Annotated in this window: 20 protein-coding genes, 12 tRNA genes and 1 rRNA gene; 2 read left to right on the forward strand and 31 right to left on the reverse strand. The window is 45.3% G+C overall.

The genetic code is table 11. From position 1 onward, the window contains the following. Nucleotides 1–60: 60 nt before the first annotated feature. The 18 genes from L1028_RS19045 to L1028_RS19130 all read right to left on the reverse strand — a co-directional run bounded on the left by L1028_RS19045 (nt 61) and on the right by L1028_RS19130 (nt 14,206). Nucleotides 61–252, reverse strand: a complete 192-nt coding sequence (locus L1028_RS19045) for a hypothetical protein (protein ID WP_234537572.1) — start codon at nt 250–252, stop codon at nt 61–63. Between the two features lie 350 nt (nt 253–602). Continuing rightward, on the reverse strand, nt 603–2,348 hold the full coding sequence (locus L1028_RS19050; protein WP_234537577.1) for a hypothetical protein: 1,746 nt from the start codon (nt 2,346–2,348) through the stop codon (nt 603–605). Between the two features lie 11 nt (nt 2,349–2,359). Beyond that, nucleotides 2,360–2,971, reverse strand: a complete 612-nt coding sequence (locus L1028_RS19055; RefSeq protein WP_234537580.1) for a putative phage tail protein — start codon at nt 2,969–2,971, stop codon at nt 2,360–2,362. A 3-nt stretch (nt 2,972–2,974) separates the two neighbouring features. Further along, nucleotides 2,975–3,310, reverse strand: coding sequence for a hyaluronate lyase N-terminal domain-containing protein (locus L1028_RS19060; protein ID WP_234537584.1), 336 nt, complete (start codon nt 3,308–3,310; stop codon nt 2,975–2,977). An 11-nt stretch (nt 3,311–3,321) separates the two neighbouring features. After that, entirely contained in the window at nt 3,322–4,344 is a 1,023-nt protein-coding gene (locus L1028_RS19065) for a DUF2793 domain-containing protein (RefSeq protein WP_234537587.1), read from the reverse strand. Nucleotide 4,345: 1 nt separating this feature from the next. After that, complete coding sequence (locus L1028_RS19070) at nt 4,346–4,759, reverse strand: hypothetical protein (protein ID WP_042192112.1); 414 nt, start codon at nt 4,757–4,759, stop codon at nt 4,346–4,348. Between the two features lies 1 nt (nt 4,760). Continuing rightward, complete coding sequence (locus L1028_RS19075; RefSeq protein ID WP_234537590.1) at nt 4,761–5,819, reverse strand: baseplate J/gp47 family protein; 1,059 nt, start codon at nt 5,817–5,819, stop codon at nt 4,761–4,763. Further along, nucleotides 5,812–6,243 (reverse strand): DUF2634 domain-containing protein, encoded by a 432-nt coding sequence (locus tag L1028_RS19080; protein WP_234537592.1) that lies wholly within the window; start codon nt 6,241–6,243, stop codon nt 5,812–5,814. The genes L1028_RS19075 and L1028_RS19080 overlap by 8 nt, the downstream gene beginning before the upstream one ends. Next, entirely contained in the window at nt 6,240–6,536 is a 297-nt protein-coding gene (locus tag L1028_RS19085) for a DUF2577 domain-containing protein (RefSeq protein WP_234537660.1), read from the reverse strand. Before L1028_RS19085 ends, L1028_RS19080 begins: the two co-directional genes overlap by 4 nt. A gap of 5 nt (nt 6,537–6,541) precedes the next feature. Then, complete coding sequence (locus tag L1028_RS19090) at nt 6,542–7,504, reverse strand: XkdQ/YqbQ family protein (protein ID WP_234537595.1); 963 nt, start codon at nt 7,502–7,504, stop codon at nt 6,542–6,544. 9 nt (nt 7,505–7,513) lie between these two features. Further along, nucleotides 7,514–8,266 carry a LysM peptidoglycan-binding domain-containing protein gene (locus L1028_RS19095; RefSeq protein WP_234537617.1) on the reverse strand — a complete coding sequence of 251 codons (753 nt, stop codon included), beginning with the start codon at nt 8,264–8,266 and terminating at the stop codon, nt 7,514–7,516. Nucleotide 8,267: 1 nt separating this feature from the next. Next, complete coding sequence (locus L1028_RS19100) at nt 8,268–10,172, reverse strand: hypothetical protein (protein ID WP_234537620.1); 1,905 nt, start codon at nt 10,170–10,172, stop codon at nt 8,268–8,270. Nucleotides 10,173–10,362: 190 nt separating this feature from the next. Further along, nucleotides 10,363–10,785 (reverse strand): phage tail assembly chaperone, encoded by a 423-nt coding sequence (locus L1028_RS19105; protein ID WP_042131197.1) that lies wholly within the window; start codon nt 10,783–10,785, stop codon nt 10,363–10,365. 118 nt (nt 10,786–10,903) lie between these two features. Next, nucleotides 10,904–11,374, reverse strand: coding sequence for a phage tail tube protein (locus L1028_RS19110; RefSeq protein WP_042131198.1), 471 nt, complete (start codon nt 11,372–11,374; stop codon nt 10,904–10,906). Nucleotide 11,375: 1 nt separating this feature from the next. Beyond that, on the reverse strand, nt 11,376–12,698 hold the full coding sequence (locus L1028_RS19115) for a phage tail sheath family protein (protein ID WP_234537623.1): 1,323 nt from the start codon (nt 12,696–12,698) through the stop codon (nt 11,376–11,378). Then, nucleotides 12,698–12,877, reverse strand: coding sequence for a hypothetical protein (locus tag L1028_RS19120; RefSeq protein WP_234537626.1), 180 nt, complete (start codon nt 12,875–12,877; stop codon nt 12,698–12,700). The genes L1028_RS19115 and L1028_RS19120 overlap by 1 nt, the downstream gene beginning before the upstream one ends. After that, nucleotides 12,874–13,287, reverse strand: coding sequence for a phage tail terminator family protein (locus L1028_RS19125; RefSeq protein ID WP_341482569.1), 414 nt, complete (start codon nt 13,285–13,287; stop codon nt 12,874–12,876). The genes L1028_RS19120 and L1028_RS19125 overlap by 4 nt, the downstream gene beginning before the upstream one ends. A gap of 424 nt (nt 13,288–13,711) precedes the next feature. Further along, entirely contained in the window at nt 13,712–14,206 is a 495-nt protein-coding gene (locus L1028_RS19130; RefSeq protein ID WP_423803063.1) for an ArpU family phage packaging/lysis transcriptional regulator, read from the reverse strand. A 286-nt stretch (nt 14,207–14,492) separates the two neighbouring features. Here L1028_RS19130 and L1028_RS19135 point away from each other — a divergent pair, with 286 nt between their 5' ends. Continuing rightward, nucleotides 14,493–14,921: a helix-turn-helix domain-containing protein gene (locus L1028_RS19135; RefSeq protein WP_234537635.1), complete on the forward strand. Its 429-nt coding sequence runs from the start codon at nt 14,493–14,495 to the stop codon at nt 14,919–14,921. A 31-nt stretch (nt 14,922–14,952) separates the two neighbouring features. After that, entirely contained in the window at nt 14,953–15,366 is a 414-nt protein-coding gene (locus tag L1028_RS19140; protein WP_234537654.1) for an ImmA/IrrE family metallo-endopeptidase, read from the forward strand. A 101-nt stretch (nt 15,367–15,467) separates the two neighbouring features. Here L1028_RS19140 and L1028_RS19145 read toward each other — a convergent pair. The 13 genes from L1028_RS19145 to rrf all read right to left on the reverse strand — a co-directional run bounded on the left by L1028_RS19145 (nt 15,468) and on the right by rrf (nt 16,683). Then, nucleotides 15,468–15,541: transfer RNA gene (locus L1028_RS19145), tRNA-Pro, on the reverse strand. Nucleotides 15,542–15,555: 14 nt separating this feature from the next. Further along, nucleotides 15,556–15,629 (reverse strand) — tRNA-Gly (locus L1028_RS19150). A gap of 12 nt (nt 15,630–15,641) precedes the next feature. After that, nucleotides 15,642–15,715 (reverse strand) — tRNA-Pro (locus L1028_RS19155). Between the two features lie 29 nt (nt 15,716–15,744). Next, nucleotides 15,745–15,821 (reverse strand) — tRNA-Arg (locus tag L1028_RS19160). A gap of 8 nt (nt 15,822–15,829) precedes the next feature. After that, nucleotides 15,830–15,904, reverse strand: a tRNA-Gly gene (locus L1028_RS19165). Between the two features lie 6 nt (nt 15,905–15,910). Further along, nucleotides 15,911–15,994, reverse strand: a tRNA-Leu gene (locus L1028_RS19170). A 15-nt stretch (nt 15,995–16,009) separates the two neighbouring features. Further along, nucleotides 16,010–16,082: transfer RNA gene (locus L1028_RS19175), tRNA-Lys, on the reverse strand. 5 nt (nt 16,083–16,087) lie between these two features. Beyond that, nucleotides 16,088–16,162, reverse strand: a tRNA-Gln gene (locus L1028_RS19180). 43 nt (nt 16,163–16,205) lie between these two features. Next, nucleotides 16,206–16,281, reverse strand: a tRNA-Val gene (locus tag L1028_RS19185). A 40-nt stretch (nt 16,282–16,321) separates the two neighbouring features. Then, nucleotides 16,322–16,396, reverse strand: a tRNA-Glu gene (locus L1028_RS19190). A gap of 11 nt (nt 16,397–16,407) precedes the next feature. Then, nucleotides 16,408–16,483: transfer RNA gene (locus L1028_RS19195), tRNA-Thr, on the reverse strand. 1 nt (nt 16,484) lies between these two features. After that, nucleotides 16,485–16,560, reverse strand: a tRNA-Asn gene (locus L1028_RS19200). Between the two features lie 6 nt (nt 16,561–16,566). Continuing rightward, nucleotides 16,567–16,683: ribosomal RNA gene (gene rrf, locus L1028_RS19205) — 5S ribosomal RNA — on the reverse strand. Nucleotides 16,684–16,687 lie beyond the last annotated feature (4 nt).

Genomic DNA, 16,687 nt, shown 5'->3' on the forward strand with positions numbered 1-16,687 from the left:
CCTCCCTCCTGTTTTAAAAAGATAGCCCCCGAATCTGTCCGAGGGCAAAATAAAAACGCCTTATGCGGCGCTTGGTGTTTCTTCCTCTTGCAGATCCGGTCTAAGCACATACACGTGAGCTAGCACTTTCACCCTATCTTCAGCAGTCATTTTATAAGTTGCTGTTACTTCTTCGATTGTACCCTCGCCATTGTTTACTCGTGTAATACACGCATTAGCTACCACTCGCGCTTGGAAATCTTTTAATGCCATATTTATCGTCTCCTTTTTATGAAAGCATCATTTCAGTAAGCGTCATTTCAACGTCTGAGACTCTACTTTTGAGTGTTGTATTTTCTTCTGTAAGCTCGTCCAAACGTGCGCTATCCGCTTTAGGAATTGCTACGTAGTCATATTAAAATTTGTTGCCATCCAAGTTCAGTATCAATATAGGTCTGAATCCTTCTTTAGCTTCAGACGTTGGATTATCTAACTCTCCCAACATTAAGCCTGTATCATTTGAAAAATCATAGTTCCCTGCGTTGTGGTAGATCGCCCGACATTCACCAACTTTTTTACGTTATTTACGTAAGATACAAATATCATAAGCATTAACCTCCTTATCACCAATATACTAAAATTCCGTCTGCTCTAGCTGAGTCGTACCCCTCACCATAGGAACTAGATATTTCAACTAGAAGTGATATATCTCCATTAACATTGAAATTTGCGGGCAATGCTCCGCCGGCTCCGAATCCTACATTTCCATTATACATGGTATCCCATCCACCTAACGCGCCTGAACCCATAGTAGAACCAGAACTAACTTGCCCACTATTTGTAACAATCGTTCTTTTACTTTTGTCGAGATAGAATCCAGTATACACATTGCTTTGACTGTCATCTGTATTTCCTGCGGAAGTATATTTGCAATTACAAATAACGCCGGCACTGTCTCTAAAAAATAAATGTATGATACGCGATGAACTACCCGATCTAGCCCAATATTTTAGACTCCCAATTAGACCGGCGAATTTAGCCGCTGCCGGTATACGTAATAGCTCATATGTTCCGTTATTATTAGCTTGTGGTCCGCTTGGTGGACCTACGTTGCTGAGAGTTACCATACCGGCAGGCTGTAGCGCACCTGTAATACCCCAAGCGCTTACACCAGCGCGTAAATTATCTGCATTGATTTGAGGGTACTGCCCTTTAAGCATATCAACTGGCACTTTCACCTCACCGCCACCTATACCGCCTGCGCGATAGCCACGATTCACATATACGGCTAAATCATCATTCGGATAATGCGCGACGGTTGCCGCTGTATCTGTACCTGTGATTGTGGGTATAGCGCCAGCCACACCTAACATATTTTTTCCAGCTAGAAAATTCTCAGGTCTTAAATCGTCCGCTAGGACATCCATCCACACATCACCAGAGTATGCGGTTGTTGTTCCAGTTGTATTTCCTTCTTTAAACGGTCTTACATAAACGTGCATTTTACTATCTCCGCTATTACTAGAAACCACTTTATCAGCGGTTGCTATTTTATTACTGAATGTTGTTGGATTAAGAGGTATTACCCCCGTTACTAGCCCCGTATCTGATCCTATCGTCTTACCTGATATTACATCCGCTGCTGTCGCTGTTCCATACTCCCCCCCTTCACCCTGTAAGATAAAATTTCCGGTGGTCGCGTTATAACGGATAGTATAAATGCTACCTGCTTTAAGGTTTCCAGAAGATAGTGCACTTCCATTTGATTTAACGATAGACTTATTTCCTAATCCGTTAATATTAATTGTGGCAGCACCAGTACTTAGCACAGCATTTTTAAAAGAAACAGCCATACCATCTACATAGCTAGTGGGTGCAGGAGATAGTGTAATAACCTTTGCATTCGCCGTACCTGAATCTACGGCATATCCCGGTTGCCGAACGTAATCAGTCAGTGGCACTTTACTATCAAGTTGCCCCTGAATCCCCCCAGTCACCCCATCCAAATACCCAAACTCCGCATTCGAAACCACCCCAGTGCCAATCTTCGAAGCATCAATCCCAGCAGCAGCATTAACATCGGCATTCACAATCACACCCGCCGATATAGCCGTAACCCCATCACCGGTACTAGTAATGTCCCCCGTATGATTAGGATGCGAATAGTTATTCGCCCCCGTAGCAACCCCCGCGAGCTTCGTCTTCTCCGCCGTAGTATAATCGTTCGTAGACAGCTGTTTCCCAGTAACTTTATCCATTTTCCCATTAACGGCATTATCCAAGATGTCCATATTCCCGTTCAAATCGGCAATGTCAACGATATCTGTTCCCTCTGGCTTCTTTAAGCCCAAATTTCCTGTGGTTTGCATATGTCACTCTCCTATCTATAAGTTCTTAATTCGTTCCATGTTTTACTGTGAGCACTCTCCCAAGTCAAAGCCTTAACAGAGTCCCACCAGGTATAGCTGAACACAAATTCATAAGCTAAATGCGCAGGTTTAATCTCTTCGATGATTTGAATCAACCCTGCCATATTGGGGGGAATGCCCAGCGTACTTACAAAATGAATCTCAAAACGATACTCATCAGGCACTTCCTTAACCTCAACCACTCCACCTGAAAAAGCGGACGCTGTCCGCTGGATCATCTCCGGCGTTGTCGTCCCGTTTCCACGTAGCTTCGCCTTAATCATCTCTCGGCGTGTGGCATATGACTTGGATGAATCGATATTTAGTCCAAGCTCAGCCTCCCAACGTCCAAGACTTACCGTTGCTGTTTCAACAAACGCCTGATCCAGTACATCTACAGTGCCTACCTTCAGTCCACCAATTTCTAGCCCGATGGTCTCCTGAAGCTTCTCCATTTCACGGACATCCTTATAATAATCCGGCAAATACTGCATTAGATCAGGCGCCTCGACTTCACCCGGATGGCTCGAATCTTTATCTGCGGAATATTGCAATTCGCTGTATAAAGAGCTGCCGTAACTCATCCTCTACACCCCCTTCAGTTGATTCCAGGTTAGGGGCCCTTTGGGCAAATAATCATGTGTATGCGCCGCCGGAGGAAACACTGCTGGTTTACCCGCTACCCCCGCCCAAGCTACACTATCCGCTTGTTGAGCGAAATCCACCTTGCCATTGTTATTCGTATCGTAAATGCTTTTCAGCATATCCCCGGTACTTTGCGCCGCAACTAGCAAGACATTCCCAGTAGCTGAGCCAATAAATAGCTTTCCACTGTCAGTACAGTAGCCAAGCTCACCAATAGCCAGTGCTCCAATCGCACTTTCCAATCCGCGGCGTATTTGAATCAATGTCTTTAAAGCCATTGTCCCGCCCCCTAGAAAGTTCCGCCATCAATACTGGCTACGGTAAGTTTATTGCCATTCGCCGCATCATAAATGATGCTACTTCCATCCACACTTACAGCTACACCGGCTCCATCTACAGTGATCCCTTTTCCAGCTGTAACCGCAATCGCGTCTGCAGTAACCGTGATCCCATTGCCTGCACCAATATTCAGCGTCACAGCATCGGCCTGACCACCACCAATCAGTCCGTTTCCAGCTGTAATGGTCTGTAATGCACCACCCGTACGAACCCATGCGCTGCCGTTCCAGCTATAAATCTTCTGCTCATCATCGACGTAAGCGGTCCAGCCTACGGCAGGAACATAAAATACCCAAGCAGCAGATTGGTACTCCACGATTTGATTCGTTTTCCCCGCCCATGCCCCGGTTGCTCCAGCTGGAATAATGTATCGATCACCCTCAACCGGACTGGCTGGTGGAGCCAGCAGGTTCTGATCTTTTACCGACGCTTGCGGTTCGATGTTATGCTTGGCCAGCTCAATTTCATTTTTAATCTTTTGCGCAGACCACAAGTCTGTAATAGTAGTCCCCGCATCATTGATCATCCGGTGCTTGGCCACATCGTCAATGTGAGTCTTGATCTCAGCGGCAGTCTTTACGTTCGTGCCATCTGATACTTTGTTGATATGTCCCGCACTAATATCCGCTTTAAGCACCTTCGCATAGGTTGCTCCATCGGCGATATCGTCAATTGTACCTGTCAGATCGCTAAGCTTCTGCGCATTTACCCGCCGCCAAGCTGCCCCATCATCAAAATATAAATATCCGCTATTCGAACCCGTAGTCACGTAATACAAACGGCCAACGGCTCCTGCAACCGGACGCGAAGCTTCTGGCCCTGACAGCGCCCTGCCGACCATGGAATTGGACGTACCGTCACCAATATAAACTTCCTTAGTATCATTGCAAAAACCAAGCTCACCCGCCTTCAACACGCCATAACTCGTTAGTTCAGCCTTCGTACCCCGCTTTATTTGTATGGTCTGTGCCATTTTACACCTCTCTTCTAAATGATCCCCCGTCAATCTGACCCTTGCTCTTATACCGTTCTATTTCAGTTTGAACAGCAGTAAGACTTTCCTGCAAACCGTTAATATCCTCTGCTTCAACGGTATCGCCGGGGGTTTCGTAAGTCACATAAACCTCGGGCACATCGGCAAAAATCTTAATCAAACGCCGCCATGGTGCCTCATCCGGAAAAGACACCGTAAAATTACGCAGCTCGATCCCGGAATATTGTGACCCTGTGTACACTGCGATGGTCTGATTATTGATGTTGTCATGCGCAAGCGCACCACTATACATGCCATTTACAAGGGGTAATCTCTCTTCAATAACATAGCTGCCACCGTTTGCTTTTTTATTAAGCTTTTCTTGAAAAATATCAACTTTCTCCGGGTAACCCATGCTACACCTCCAGTAAAACATTGCCGAACAACGGTATTTCTTCTTCGCTCAACATTACGTTGCCCACTCCACCATTCAGCTTCAGCTCACTGTAATCCGCGACTCCCTCAGTAGCTAGCAATAGTGCACCGATTACTGACTGGCTAATATAGGTTGCTGAAAAAGCCTTCTCCTTGCGATAACTCTCAAGAATCCCCTTGAATTCATCATTTACAGCTTGCAGCGCATAACCTGAAGCAAGGGTAACTTTTGCGCTTACACTAATACTTTTGCCTTTCGCCGACGCCACAGTTACAACAGCACCTACGGGGGCCTGCCCCTCACCCGCTCCAGAGACCGGATCAATGTAATGTTGAACCTTAGTCACCAGTAGCTCAGAAGCAGGAAGTTTCTCGGCATCCACAACAATCACCTTCACCGTCTTAGGACCGTTCCATAACGGAAAAACACGTGCACCTCCCACCCCCACAACCTGCATCGCCCACTCCATATAGTGATATTTATTGCCGCTAGTAGCTGGGCGTCTGGCTGAATCCAAATAACGCTGGCGTAGCGATTCATCACTTTCGGCGTTCTCCCCAGGGATCAGAAGAGAAGCTATTTCTCCGCGCGCAAGGTCTGAAATATAATCCACTGGCAGCAAAGAACCAAAATATCGGTTTCCTTCTTCTCCAGCGGTTTCACTTTCTAGCCGATACACTCCAGGAGATAGCTTCTCCACAGCCATATAATTCAGCATATCGAGTGAGAAGCGGCTACCGAGAGGAACATCCACAAATCCCCCATCCGCTTTATAAAAAATTCCTTTTAGCTGCGCCTTGCTCGCTTCACGCCTTACAATTCCTGACCAGGCGATACTTCGCTCCAAGTACTCTCCGGTCGCCGTATCTGCAAAATACAGATTATTATTCACATCCAGCTCTATATACATCTGCGCTAACTCTGCTGCTGCCGGTGCCAGCGCGTCATATATGATGCTGCCCTCGCGTTTATCCAGACTTGACGGAACTCGGTCCAGCATCCGCTCCAAAAGAGCCTCGTACGTCTGATCCTCATACATCCTCATTCCACTCCTTTCTCAGCTGAAAGTTCCCATAACGTGTGACCACCTTACAGTCAAAAGTTAAATGATCTCCGGTAAACGAAACCTCAATATTTTCTAAGCTAAGGATTCGTTCATCCTGAAGTAAGGCCTCACTAATGACACGTCTGATTTCAGCTCTGACTAACAGCCGATCCTTACCCAGAACTAGCTGCCACTCTGTTCCGTAATCCGAACTGTAAATCAGATGTTCAAATCTATCGGTTCGCAGAATTTTGGCCGCTGCCTGCTGCACTGCCTCAAGTCCATCCGCTTGGCCAGTGATCCTTTTTCTGTCCCAATCCATTCGGTAGGTTAGACTGGGGCTTTCCCCACGTTCAAGGTTGACCTCGCCTTCAAGAAGGGCAGTTATCGGTCCAGATTTTCCAATCTCAGGAATCATATCGGACTCACCAGCCGATCCAGAACAATATAGCTTTGTCCACCCTGCATCCGAACCATCAGAACCCGATCACCAGAGGCAAGTCCTCGACGCACTACCACTTCTCTACCCTCTAGCTCGACTTTACATTCCATTACCGATTCAGGCAGCACTAGCGCATTCCCCGATAAAATAAAACGTTGATCCACCTGGATCTGCAAAGGAGCTGCCTCCTTTACCGTCCCATAAGAAAAAGCCACGGGATTTGTATTTCCCACGGCTCCTAAGCTTGCTTTTTTTATAATATCCAACATCATTTCTACACCACCTTAATATCGAGGGCCATCGTATGCTCCCCACCGGAAATCTTATGACTGCATTGATCCACCAGAAACACCTGAGTCTTGAATTCATCAAGCAGGACATAAATGAAATTACCAGCCCTTACGCGCATATCACCAATCGCCTGTACGGAGAGACTAAGCTTTTCACGGTTGTGCATTTTTAGCAGATTGTTTGCCTTCTCCTGAATTTGTGCAGCATTCGCTTTGTCATCGGCCTTCTGATACAAGTGCAGGATACCCCATCGTTTCACATTATCCTTATCACTAACCGGAAAGAAATCACGCTTACCAGACTTCTCGTTATCCTTGTATAGAAAAATGGTGTTGTACGTATCATCATCTATACTTTTTTTGAGTGAATAATCGTACAGATAATGCCCCGCTCCCAGCACCAGATTAAGCAGCATAGACTCCGGTTTTCGCAGCGTTAGCTTACCAAAATCATCGTAAAAGGCCATCAGCCGCCCCTTATACTGAAGCTCACTGCCGATCGCTCCCATAATGATGTCCAGCAGCTTTTTGTCATCTTCGATTAAAGAGGGAATTCGGTACTCCGTCTCCTCTAGCACACCTGTCTGTAGTCCGTAATCTTGCGTTATTTTTTTGATAACATCATTAGCCGTAACATCCTGCAACACATAACTGCCATTGCCCAGCAAATAACGCATCTGATCATAAGCAGTCAGCTTAATCTCCTGATCCGAGCCTGTATCAATGCTGAACACAAACCCGTAGAATACATCCACATTATCTTTGCTGAACTGAATAATATCACCGTTACTGACGCCGAACTTTGGATGCTGATAGATTCCACTGTCCACAAGTGTTAACTCTAGCGTTGCCGGTTTTCCTGAGCGGGCCGTTTTCCAAGAAATATCGGAGACGATGCCAGAAATATCCCAAAGATTTCCTTCCTTATTCTTCACAAGCAGTTCCATAACATCCTCCTACGGCAGCTTAATGACCTTACCGATTGGAAGCTTCCTCAGCTCACTATCTTTAATGCCATTAAGTTTCTGGATTTCTCCACACCTTTTGCCATCCCCAAGCTTTTCTTTAGCAATTTTCCATAGGCTGTCTCCAGATTTCAGGGTATACGTAGTAGGTTTGGGAGTTTCATTCGCCCGCTTCTTCTCTACTTTCACTTCATCGTTGACAACTTTTACAGCTACAGCCTGATAGAATACATACTTTTTGAGAGACAACGAATATTCAATATCCCCTGACGTACCCGCACTGAGCTTCCAAGTGAAGCCTTCGATACTCATAGCCATATTTACACCAAAATCAATCTCTATAGATTTATCCTCACTAGTCGATGATTCCTTTAACCATTTCTTGGCGTCGTTTAGCTTTCCCTCAGCTTTTTTCGTGTCATCCGCATAGCTCACCCCGGAGAATACAAAACGAATAGGTCTGCGACTCGTCATCCACTTCTTAATAAGCTCCACATATTCAAAGGGTCTCTTCAGCCCGTCCTCTTGTACCAATACGAACGGATACCTTTGTGCCGGAAAGATACTTTCAATTGTGATCTCTGTCAGCTTCGGATAAGCAATCGTATTGATCTCACCCAGATCGATAATAGTATAGCTTTTTCCATCCCCGCTCTCCTTGATCTCCAAGGTCTCCGGGTTGACTGGCAGCCGGAATGCTTCCGCCTGATTATTAAAACCAAGAAAAATCCCGTACTCTTCCACGTTACGTATACACCCCCTGTGCTGTAGAGACAAACTCCTCGTTCAGCTTTTGCCCGATCTTGTTGATAATCGAATCAATGTCTCCGGCATTATTAATATTCCCGGTCGTCACCTGCACCGTCGGCGTCAGCTCCACAAAATTCTGGATCGCCTGAATCTCCGCCAGCTCACGCAGCATTTTCAAATCATCGCTGGAGATGTCTACAGTGCCGTTGATGGAGTCGAGTTGCTTCACCCGGTTTACGGTGTTGAGGTTGTTGCTTTGGTTAGCTAATAGTCCTGATTGTGAGGTTTTTGATCCATTAATTTTCCCGATGGGATTTTCTATTAATTCTTTCGCTTTCCTTCCCATATCACCAAATTTCCCAGCGAAATTCTTTCCCTTTTGGGTGTAAGCATTAACGGTATCCTCATATTCTAAAAATTCTTTCTTCTCAGTGTTTTTTACAGCTTTATTACTTGTTGGAGCAACCAATTGCCCCTTCAAATTTTTAATCATTCCGCTCACAGCACGGGGTACCTCAGGAGTTATATAATCTATTTTTATATTAGCTAATCCTTCAAATCCTGGTATATTGCTCAAGAAATCTAGTAGCTTCTTAACACCTGGTAACATCTTATTAATAGCATCCGCTACTACCTTCATAAAACCGCCTGCAAAGTTTTCAGCACCAACTGCCATTTGATACATAAGATCCAAGAAGTTAACAGCCAAGTCATAAAAGAGTTTATCAATGGCATATACTGGATCTATAAACAAGTTCTGAAGAAAATCCTTAAATATGATAAATACATTTTGCCAATATATAATAACATTCTGTATATAGACCTTTAACCACCCAAATGCCCCCGCTATAGCACCAACAACATCCCCCGCAGAAACACCTAACATCTGAAAAATTAAAATAAGAGCTCCAATAACAGCAATTACTACTAAAATAGGCCAGTTCGCTACCATCCATGCTGCTGCAAGCGAATACACCTGCACAATCATAGCTGCTAGATAGACAAATGCTATCGCTTCTAGGAACGGTTTAATCCAAGACCAGTTTTCCTGCACTACTCCCACCAGCCATAATAAGCCATCGACTACCATACCAATCACATTAGCTATGAAGAGAAAACCATTAGCCATAGCATCTATAATCGGCAACAATTGGCCTGATGTCAGAGCTTTGTTTAAGGTATCCATTACTGGTCTCAGAGCACCCATTGCTTTCTCCCCAATTTTCCCAAGGGCAGCGTCTGTATTCTTATTTAGTGTATTCCAGTCTTCGATGTCTCCCGGCTTTGCTGCTTTTTTTACAGCTTTCTCCCCCAAAGACTTAACCGCGTTAAATGGTTTTATCACATCTGCTGTTTTGAGAAATTTCATAATTCTTGAGTCAGGAGAAGGTGGGGGTGGTGGAACCGGAGGGTCCTTTCTCAAATTAATTTTAGGAGTAGGAACTGGATCAGCCTTAACTTCAGGTTTTTTCTCCTCTTCTTTCTTTTTCTCTTTTGCTTTTAATCCCTTCCACCAATTAACCTTCTTCGCTTTTTCTTCTTCTTTCTTACCCAATTGCTCACCTGGGGAATTACTCAGCGTTCGTTGAGCTAATTGTTGTGATTGCCCTGCTTGTTGGCTTTGCTCAATAACTATATCCCTGGAAACTACAATTTTAGGAGGGAGACGTTTAAAGCCCTCAAGTAGAGTATCGTTGATGTCCTGCAATGACTGGTTTACTTGATTCAGAGAACGACTCATCTCATCATTTGACCGCTTAACAACCACATGCATTCCCTTGACCAAACGATTAACGATATCCAGATTACTGTTTAGACGAACACATTGTTTATTAACACTCTTCCAGATTGCCAGGGATTTCATCGGTAGCATTACGGCTTTAGATGCTTCTATCTTCATTCATTCACCCCCTATCTCTTCCTCGCCTTACTCCGTGCCTGATCCCGCTTCTCCTTCTCCACTCGAACAGCGATCATCGCATAGATTGCGGCACGTTCACGTGTAGACAGCTTCATTAGCTCATGCGGTAAAATATGAAGCTCGTGGAGGGCGTAGTAAGCTAAGTTAGCTTCGCTATCGCCCTCGTTGATTAGTTTTTTACTTCATCCACCAGCTCGTTCATATCTGTACCGAAGCCATTCAAAGCCTGTACCCGTTCACCCAGTGCCGCGAATTCACCCGGAAGCAGCATTTTACGCAGCAGCGTTTCGGCACCAAGAACACCATAAGAACGCTGTAGCTCAGCATTTTTCAGATCTGGATGCACTACACTTGAAGTCATCAACTTAGCCATATAATCATTCGGTTCAATCTCGGAGGTATACACTCCATTCTTACCTTTGACCTTACGGGTAGCTGCTTTACGGCATTCCTGATTCTCATCCTCGTTCATGCTACGTAGTTTCCAGGCAACCGCATTCCCTTCCTTATCCTTAAAACGCTGCGATACCACAAACTCCTCGGTCGTGTCACATGCTACATTTTGCGCAAAAAACAAACTTAATTCACTCATTGTCTTCCTCCTAAAATTGATTTAGTTACTTCTAGTACTACTAACTAGACAGAGAAGAGACCCGCCGCTTACCTGCACGCCCGGGCCTTACTTGCTCCTATCTATCTAGTTGTCTTTGTTATTTTCCGGAGCCTGCCGGAGCGCCAAAAGCTTGGACAATCTGCACGTCTTCAAAGGTAAAGCTCACTTCTTCTTCCAGCGCATCTGATTCTGTATCAAGAGAAGCCATGATGACACTATCAAGGTTCACGCCTTTTAAAATAATGCGTTGTGCTCCCACACTGGACGATGGGTCTTCGTTCGTAACCTCAATATCGAAATACTGATCGACACCTGTGTTCATATAATCGAGCATCATCTGGCGGAAACGACTAGTCATATAAAAAATCGTCATCGAACCGCTGCCCGACCATCCAGTCGCTTTATGCTGAACACCACGTCGGCCGAGTGTCTTCACTTCTGCCTTTGTTTTTTCTACCGTTGCTTCAAGCGTCTTCACATAGAACATCTCTTCAGTTTGCGTACCAATCACGGCATACGCACGGCCCTCCTGGCCGGAAATCGTATCGCTAGCTTTTAAAAATGCCATCTTAAACCACCTTCACTTTCATATATACTTTTTCTACGGAATCAACTGGCTTCACAGCCACGTCGAGCACAATGCTATCGCTATCGGTACCTGCCACAACGACAACATCGGTCTGCGCATTAAAGCTTTCAATCGCCCCCATATCCTGCAGATCATTCATGTAAGTTGCACATTGTGACCAGAACAGAGCCCGTCCATCTTCATTATTAGCTACCTTACCAATGTAGTAGTTCTCAAAAATACGCTTCAGATCATTCGCAATCCCATCCAGCACGCGTAGCACACGATTTTTAGAGAACGCTTTGCCTTTGTCCGGAGAAAATGCCGTAAACGTGTTAATATCTTGCTCCACCACAGCTCGCCCTCCACTGTAAGTAAAGAGCAGTTCACCTTGCAGCAAAGCTGCAGTCGTCTCAGAATGGCTAAGCCGCACATCAGCGTCAACGGAGTCGTCATATCCCTGATAAGTCAGCGATTGATTCACCGCAGCAGCAGCCGTAGCACCGGCCACCCAAGCAACAGCATTGTTGTTATCAATCGTAGTTCCGTCACTCAGTACTACCCCATTCTTCACGCTGATCACACCCTCATGACCCGCAGTAGCATAATCCGATAGTACAGCCTGCACTTTCTTACCTTCCGTATCCCGCAGTCGTCTTACCCAAGAGCTATACAGCGCCTTAAGCGTACTATCCTGTGATACTAGTCCAACCGTTTGGAACTCAAGCACCTCAAGAGCAGATAAGAAATCGCTGTGCGCACCATTTGTCACCGTACCATTTGCTCCGCCAATAAGCGGCATCCCTGCGGTTAGCTTCAAGCCTTCTGCGCCATTTTTCTGGAATTGCACATAATCGTTAGCGACCAACTCTTCAGCCGTTCCAACCGTTTGCTTATTCAGTTCAGTTCCATTCAGCAGTGTCTTTACATCAAAAAGAGTATTATTCTCAATATTCTTCTCAATAACAACAGAAAGATCATTTCCGCGTACACCGCCATATTTAGCCGTAACCTGTAGACCATTGTTCGTGACCGCCGCTTTAACCCCTTCATTCAATCGATAGAGCAGTAACGTTCCCGCACGTTTCAGCGCTTCGCGTACTGGCAGCAATGTTAGATGTTCCAAATCAAAACCTAGTAGCTTATTCACGTCGTCCTGCGGGGTAATCTCCATGATCACTCCAGGTTCTCCCCAAGATAAGGCAAGTGCCAAAGCAGTAATCCCGCGTTCTCCCATTTTGCCGATGGCACCTTGATTCGATGCTACATTTACGTACACCCCTGGGCGCACTTTGTTTTGAGTTGTCCATGTTCCGCCTGCCATTAGTTCAAAACCTCCTTATTAATAAACAATCCCATAGATTGCTTCGCTTCTTCGATCGTATAACTTTTGTCATCCTGCAAAATAACGTTCAGCACATCCTTTTCCTTAGCCGTAAAAAGCGATGAATTCACAATCTGCTCTTTACCAAAACGATCTCCATTACTCACCTTTGTGCTCATTTCAGTCTTTCTCCTCCTATCATTTGTCCCATCTTAATGGGGTCAGGCTTCTCACTTTGCAAATACACCATATAGTCCGTCGTAAAAAGCGGCCCATGCCCCTCTACCCCAGCTTCCCAGGCTTGCCTAGCTACACGAAAGGAGCCACCCTCTTGCTCCATCCCAGCCATTGCTTCACTTAGCTTATCAGCCATTCTTTCGGCCTCCAGCAGACTTCCCTGTTCATAACGGATACCGAAGCGATAAACCGCTAAATATCTGCCTTCCCGCTGCCGATCCAGGGTCGCTGAGATCAGTCCGGGATAAAAATAAGCCGTCTGAGGTTTCTCCCCCTCCACATATACAGGCACACCTGGAAAGTACTTCTCCAGCGCACTCGTAATGTGTTCTCGTAATTGTTGTACCGACATCACTCCATTCCTTTCTGAACTGCGGCGGTTCGCTGATCTTTGATGGTGTTAACCTTCAATTGCATTAACATTAAGAAGACACCCCCTCTACTAAAACTAAGTACAAAAAAGGATACTATCCGATGGTGGATAATATCCTTCTATACTAGGCCAATGCCAAAAGAATCTTTCACCGCTAGATTTGTTCTCATCACCGCTAGGGCGGAACTATTAGCAGAGCATTCATGCTCTTGCGGTGTTCTTTTTGCTTCATTTGCCATGTTATAAATATACACCCCTATTTGCCTTGCAGAGACGGTATACCGACGAGGTTTAAGCTAGCTTTGGGATGGTATAGAGCGGTTTTTCGGAGGAACAAAAAATCATAAAAAAAGACCGCATCATCCGTTCGGACGACACAATCTTTAGTAACCGTCTATATCTCTTAAGTAATACTAATCTTCTCTTTCTTCACTCTAGGTGCTGTTATTAAAGTGTTAAGGGACAGTAGACCGAGATCCGTTAAAGCCAAAGCCATCTTATAAAAAGCCTTCGAACGTATCTTTACGTAAGTGTCCTTACTTACCGGTGGATCAAACACATGATTGTAAATCGTATAATCGTACGTTTCGTCTCTTTTCATATAACGCTCTCTTACTAATTGCTGTTCCCTCGTATCGAGTCTCTCTACCACAGAGTCTATCGCCGAGCAAAAAGCCCTCCTAGCAGCTGGTATATCCACATTATAAGAAGCTATCGCAGCAGTCTGATCAGTAACAGTATTCGTAGGACCATGAAATCTTTCTGTATAAGAATAAGTAGTACTGGCTTCCTTAGCCTCAAATGTAACGGTCTTAAAAATACGGTATTTCTCAAACATGCTCTCTATAGCGACCTGGGTTCGGCGACGGTCTAGCTCCGGTAAAGCGGATAAATTCATCATTTTATGCACTCCTTTAGGTTTGACAGAATGAGATTAAATTGCGGAAGTTTCCTAAGCAATATGCTAAAATATAAAAGTGTTCGTATTCTGTTCGTATTTTTCTATAATATACCACTTCTCTGCCAATCTCGTAAAACCCCGTTTTAGTCTGTTTTGGGCGAAAAAGAATAGCTTTCCCTCCATTATCTTGCCTTTTGGCAATAATATACGCTTTGTTGTTTACCAATTGGCAAAAATGGCTTATATTAATAACATAAGCTTCAGTCTATAAGGAGTGGTTGAGATGAAACAGGAATTTGGGGATTATATGAAACAACTTCGCGAAACAAAGGGACTCACTATTAATCAATTGGCAGCAGCAGCGGGGATTAGCGGATCACAGATTTCACGGATTGAAAATGGTCTAAGAGGAGTTCCTAAGCCAACTACATTACGCAAAATAGCAGAGGCTACAGGCGTCCCGTACGAGGAGCTAATGGATCAAGCGGGGTATTTGCAGGAACAGGCTCTTCCAAGCGAAGAGGTTGTCCCAGAGTGGGCTACAAGCAAGGATAAACGTGACTTCCGTAAAATGCTGGAGGATGATGGAGAGCTGATGTTTGATGGGATTCCATTAGACAAGGATGACAAGCAGAGGATAAAAGATGTACTGACCGGCTTATTCTGGGAAGCCAAACAGATGAACAAGAGAAATAAATCCAACAACACTTAATAACTACACTAACATGCTGCAGGTGAAGAATATGGATGAACTGATCAATAATCTGATTAAAAAACATAAAACCAACTGTCCGTTCGAGCTGGCCTCAGCGCTAGGTATTCACATTCGTTTCATGAACCTTGGGACAGGCACAAAGGGATTATATTACCGAAAACTAAGAAGAAGATTTATCGTCATTCATAATGAGTTGCCAGTTGAGTGGCAGCGCTTCGTTTGTGCGCATGAATTAGGACATGACCGCCTTCACAAGGGGATTAACCGCTTTTTCCTGGAAGAAAGCTCTTACTTCTCTCCTGGTAAGCTTGAGCGTCAAGCTAACGTTTTTGCTGTAAAACTACTATCCATAGGCAGTAATCCTGAGCAAGAAGAATCCTGTAAAAGTTATTATCTACGGATTGGCATTCCACCAGAAGTACAGTTTCTTTTAGAAGAATGATAAAACATACGTTATATGAATTTATGCGTATTTTAATTCTATACATAACAAAAAAAGCTCTTACCGAAGTAAGAGCTATCTAAGAGCAATTAAGCTGAGTATCGGGATGACACGATTTGAACATGCGACCCCCTGGTCCCAAACCAGGTGCTCTACCAAGCTGAGCTACATCCCGTTACTATAAAATTATGGAGCGGGTGATGGGAATCGAACCCACGCTATCAGCTTGGAAGGCTGAAGTTCTACCATTGAACTACACCCGCAAAGGTGAAAAATCGGGATGACACGATTTGAACATGCGACCCCCTGGTCCCAAACCAGGTGCTCTACCAAGCTGAGCTACATCCCGTTAAAATACTATAATTGCTTAATAAAAAATGGCGCGCCCTGAGAGATTCGAACTCCCGGCCTTTTGATTCGTAGTCAAACGCTCTATCCAGCTGAGCTAAGGGCGCAAAAATTATGGAGCGGACGACGGGAATCGAACCCGCGACCCTCGCCTTGGCAAGGCGATGCTCTACCGCTGAGCCACGTCCGCAATAAGTGGTGCGCGTGAAGGGACTTGAACCCCCACGTCGTGAAACGCCAGATCCTAAGTCTGGTGCGTCTGCCATTCCGCCACACGCGCATGTAATAATAAAAGTGAGCCATGAAGGACTCGAACCTTCGACACCCTGATTAAAAGTCAGGTGCTCTACCAACTGAGCTAATGGCTCGCACTTGGCTGGGGATATAGGATTCGAACCTATGAGTGACGGAGTCAAAGTCCGTTGCCTTACCACTTGGCTAATCCCCATTGATGATACCTCTATGTTGCCCACAATCTCTCAGGAAGACTATGGTGGAGGCTGAGGGGATCGAACCCCCGACCCTCTGCTTGTAAGGCAGATGCTCTCCCAGCTGAGCTAAGCCTCCATATCTATGGGACCCTCTAAGGGTAAGTACAAGTAAAAGTTGGTGACCCGTATGGGATTCGAACCCATGTTACCTCCGTGAAAGGGAGGTGTCTTAACCCCTTGACCAACGGGCCTTGCAAATCTGTGGAGCTCTCAACCGGATTCGAACCGGTGACCTCTTCCTTACCATGGAAGCACTCTACCTGCTGAGCTATGAGAGCATGGCTCCCCGAACAGGACTCGAACCTGTGACAACTCGATTAACAGTCGAGTGCTCTACCAACTGAGCTATCAGGGAATATCCGCTTGGCAACGTCCTACTCTCCCAGGACCCTTCGGTCCAAGTACCATCGGCGCTGGAGGGCTTAACGGTCGTGTTCGGGATGGGTACGCGTGGAACCCCTCCGCTATCGCCACCAAACGGG

Source organism: Paenibacillus pseudetheri, assembly GCF_924513355.1.
Lineage (GTDB): Bacteria > Bacillota > Bacilli > Paenibacillales > Paenibacillaceae > Paenibacillus_AQ > Paenibacillus_AQ pseudetheri.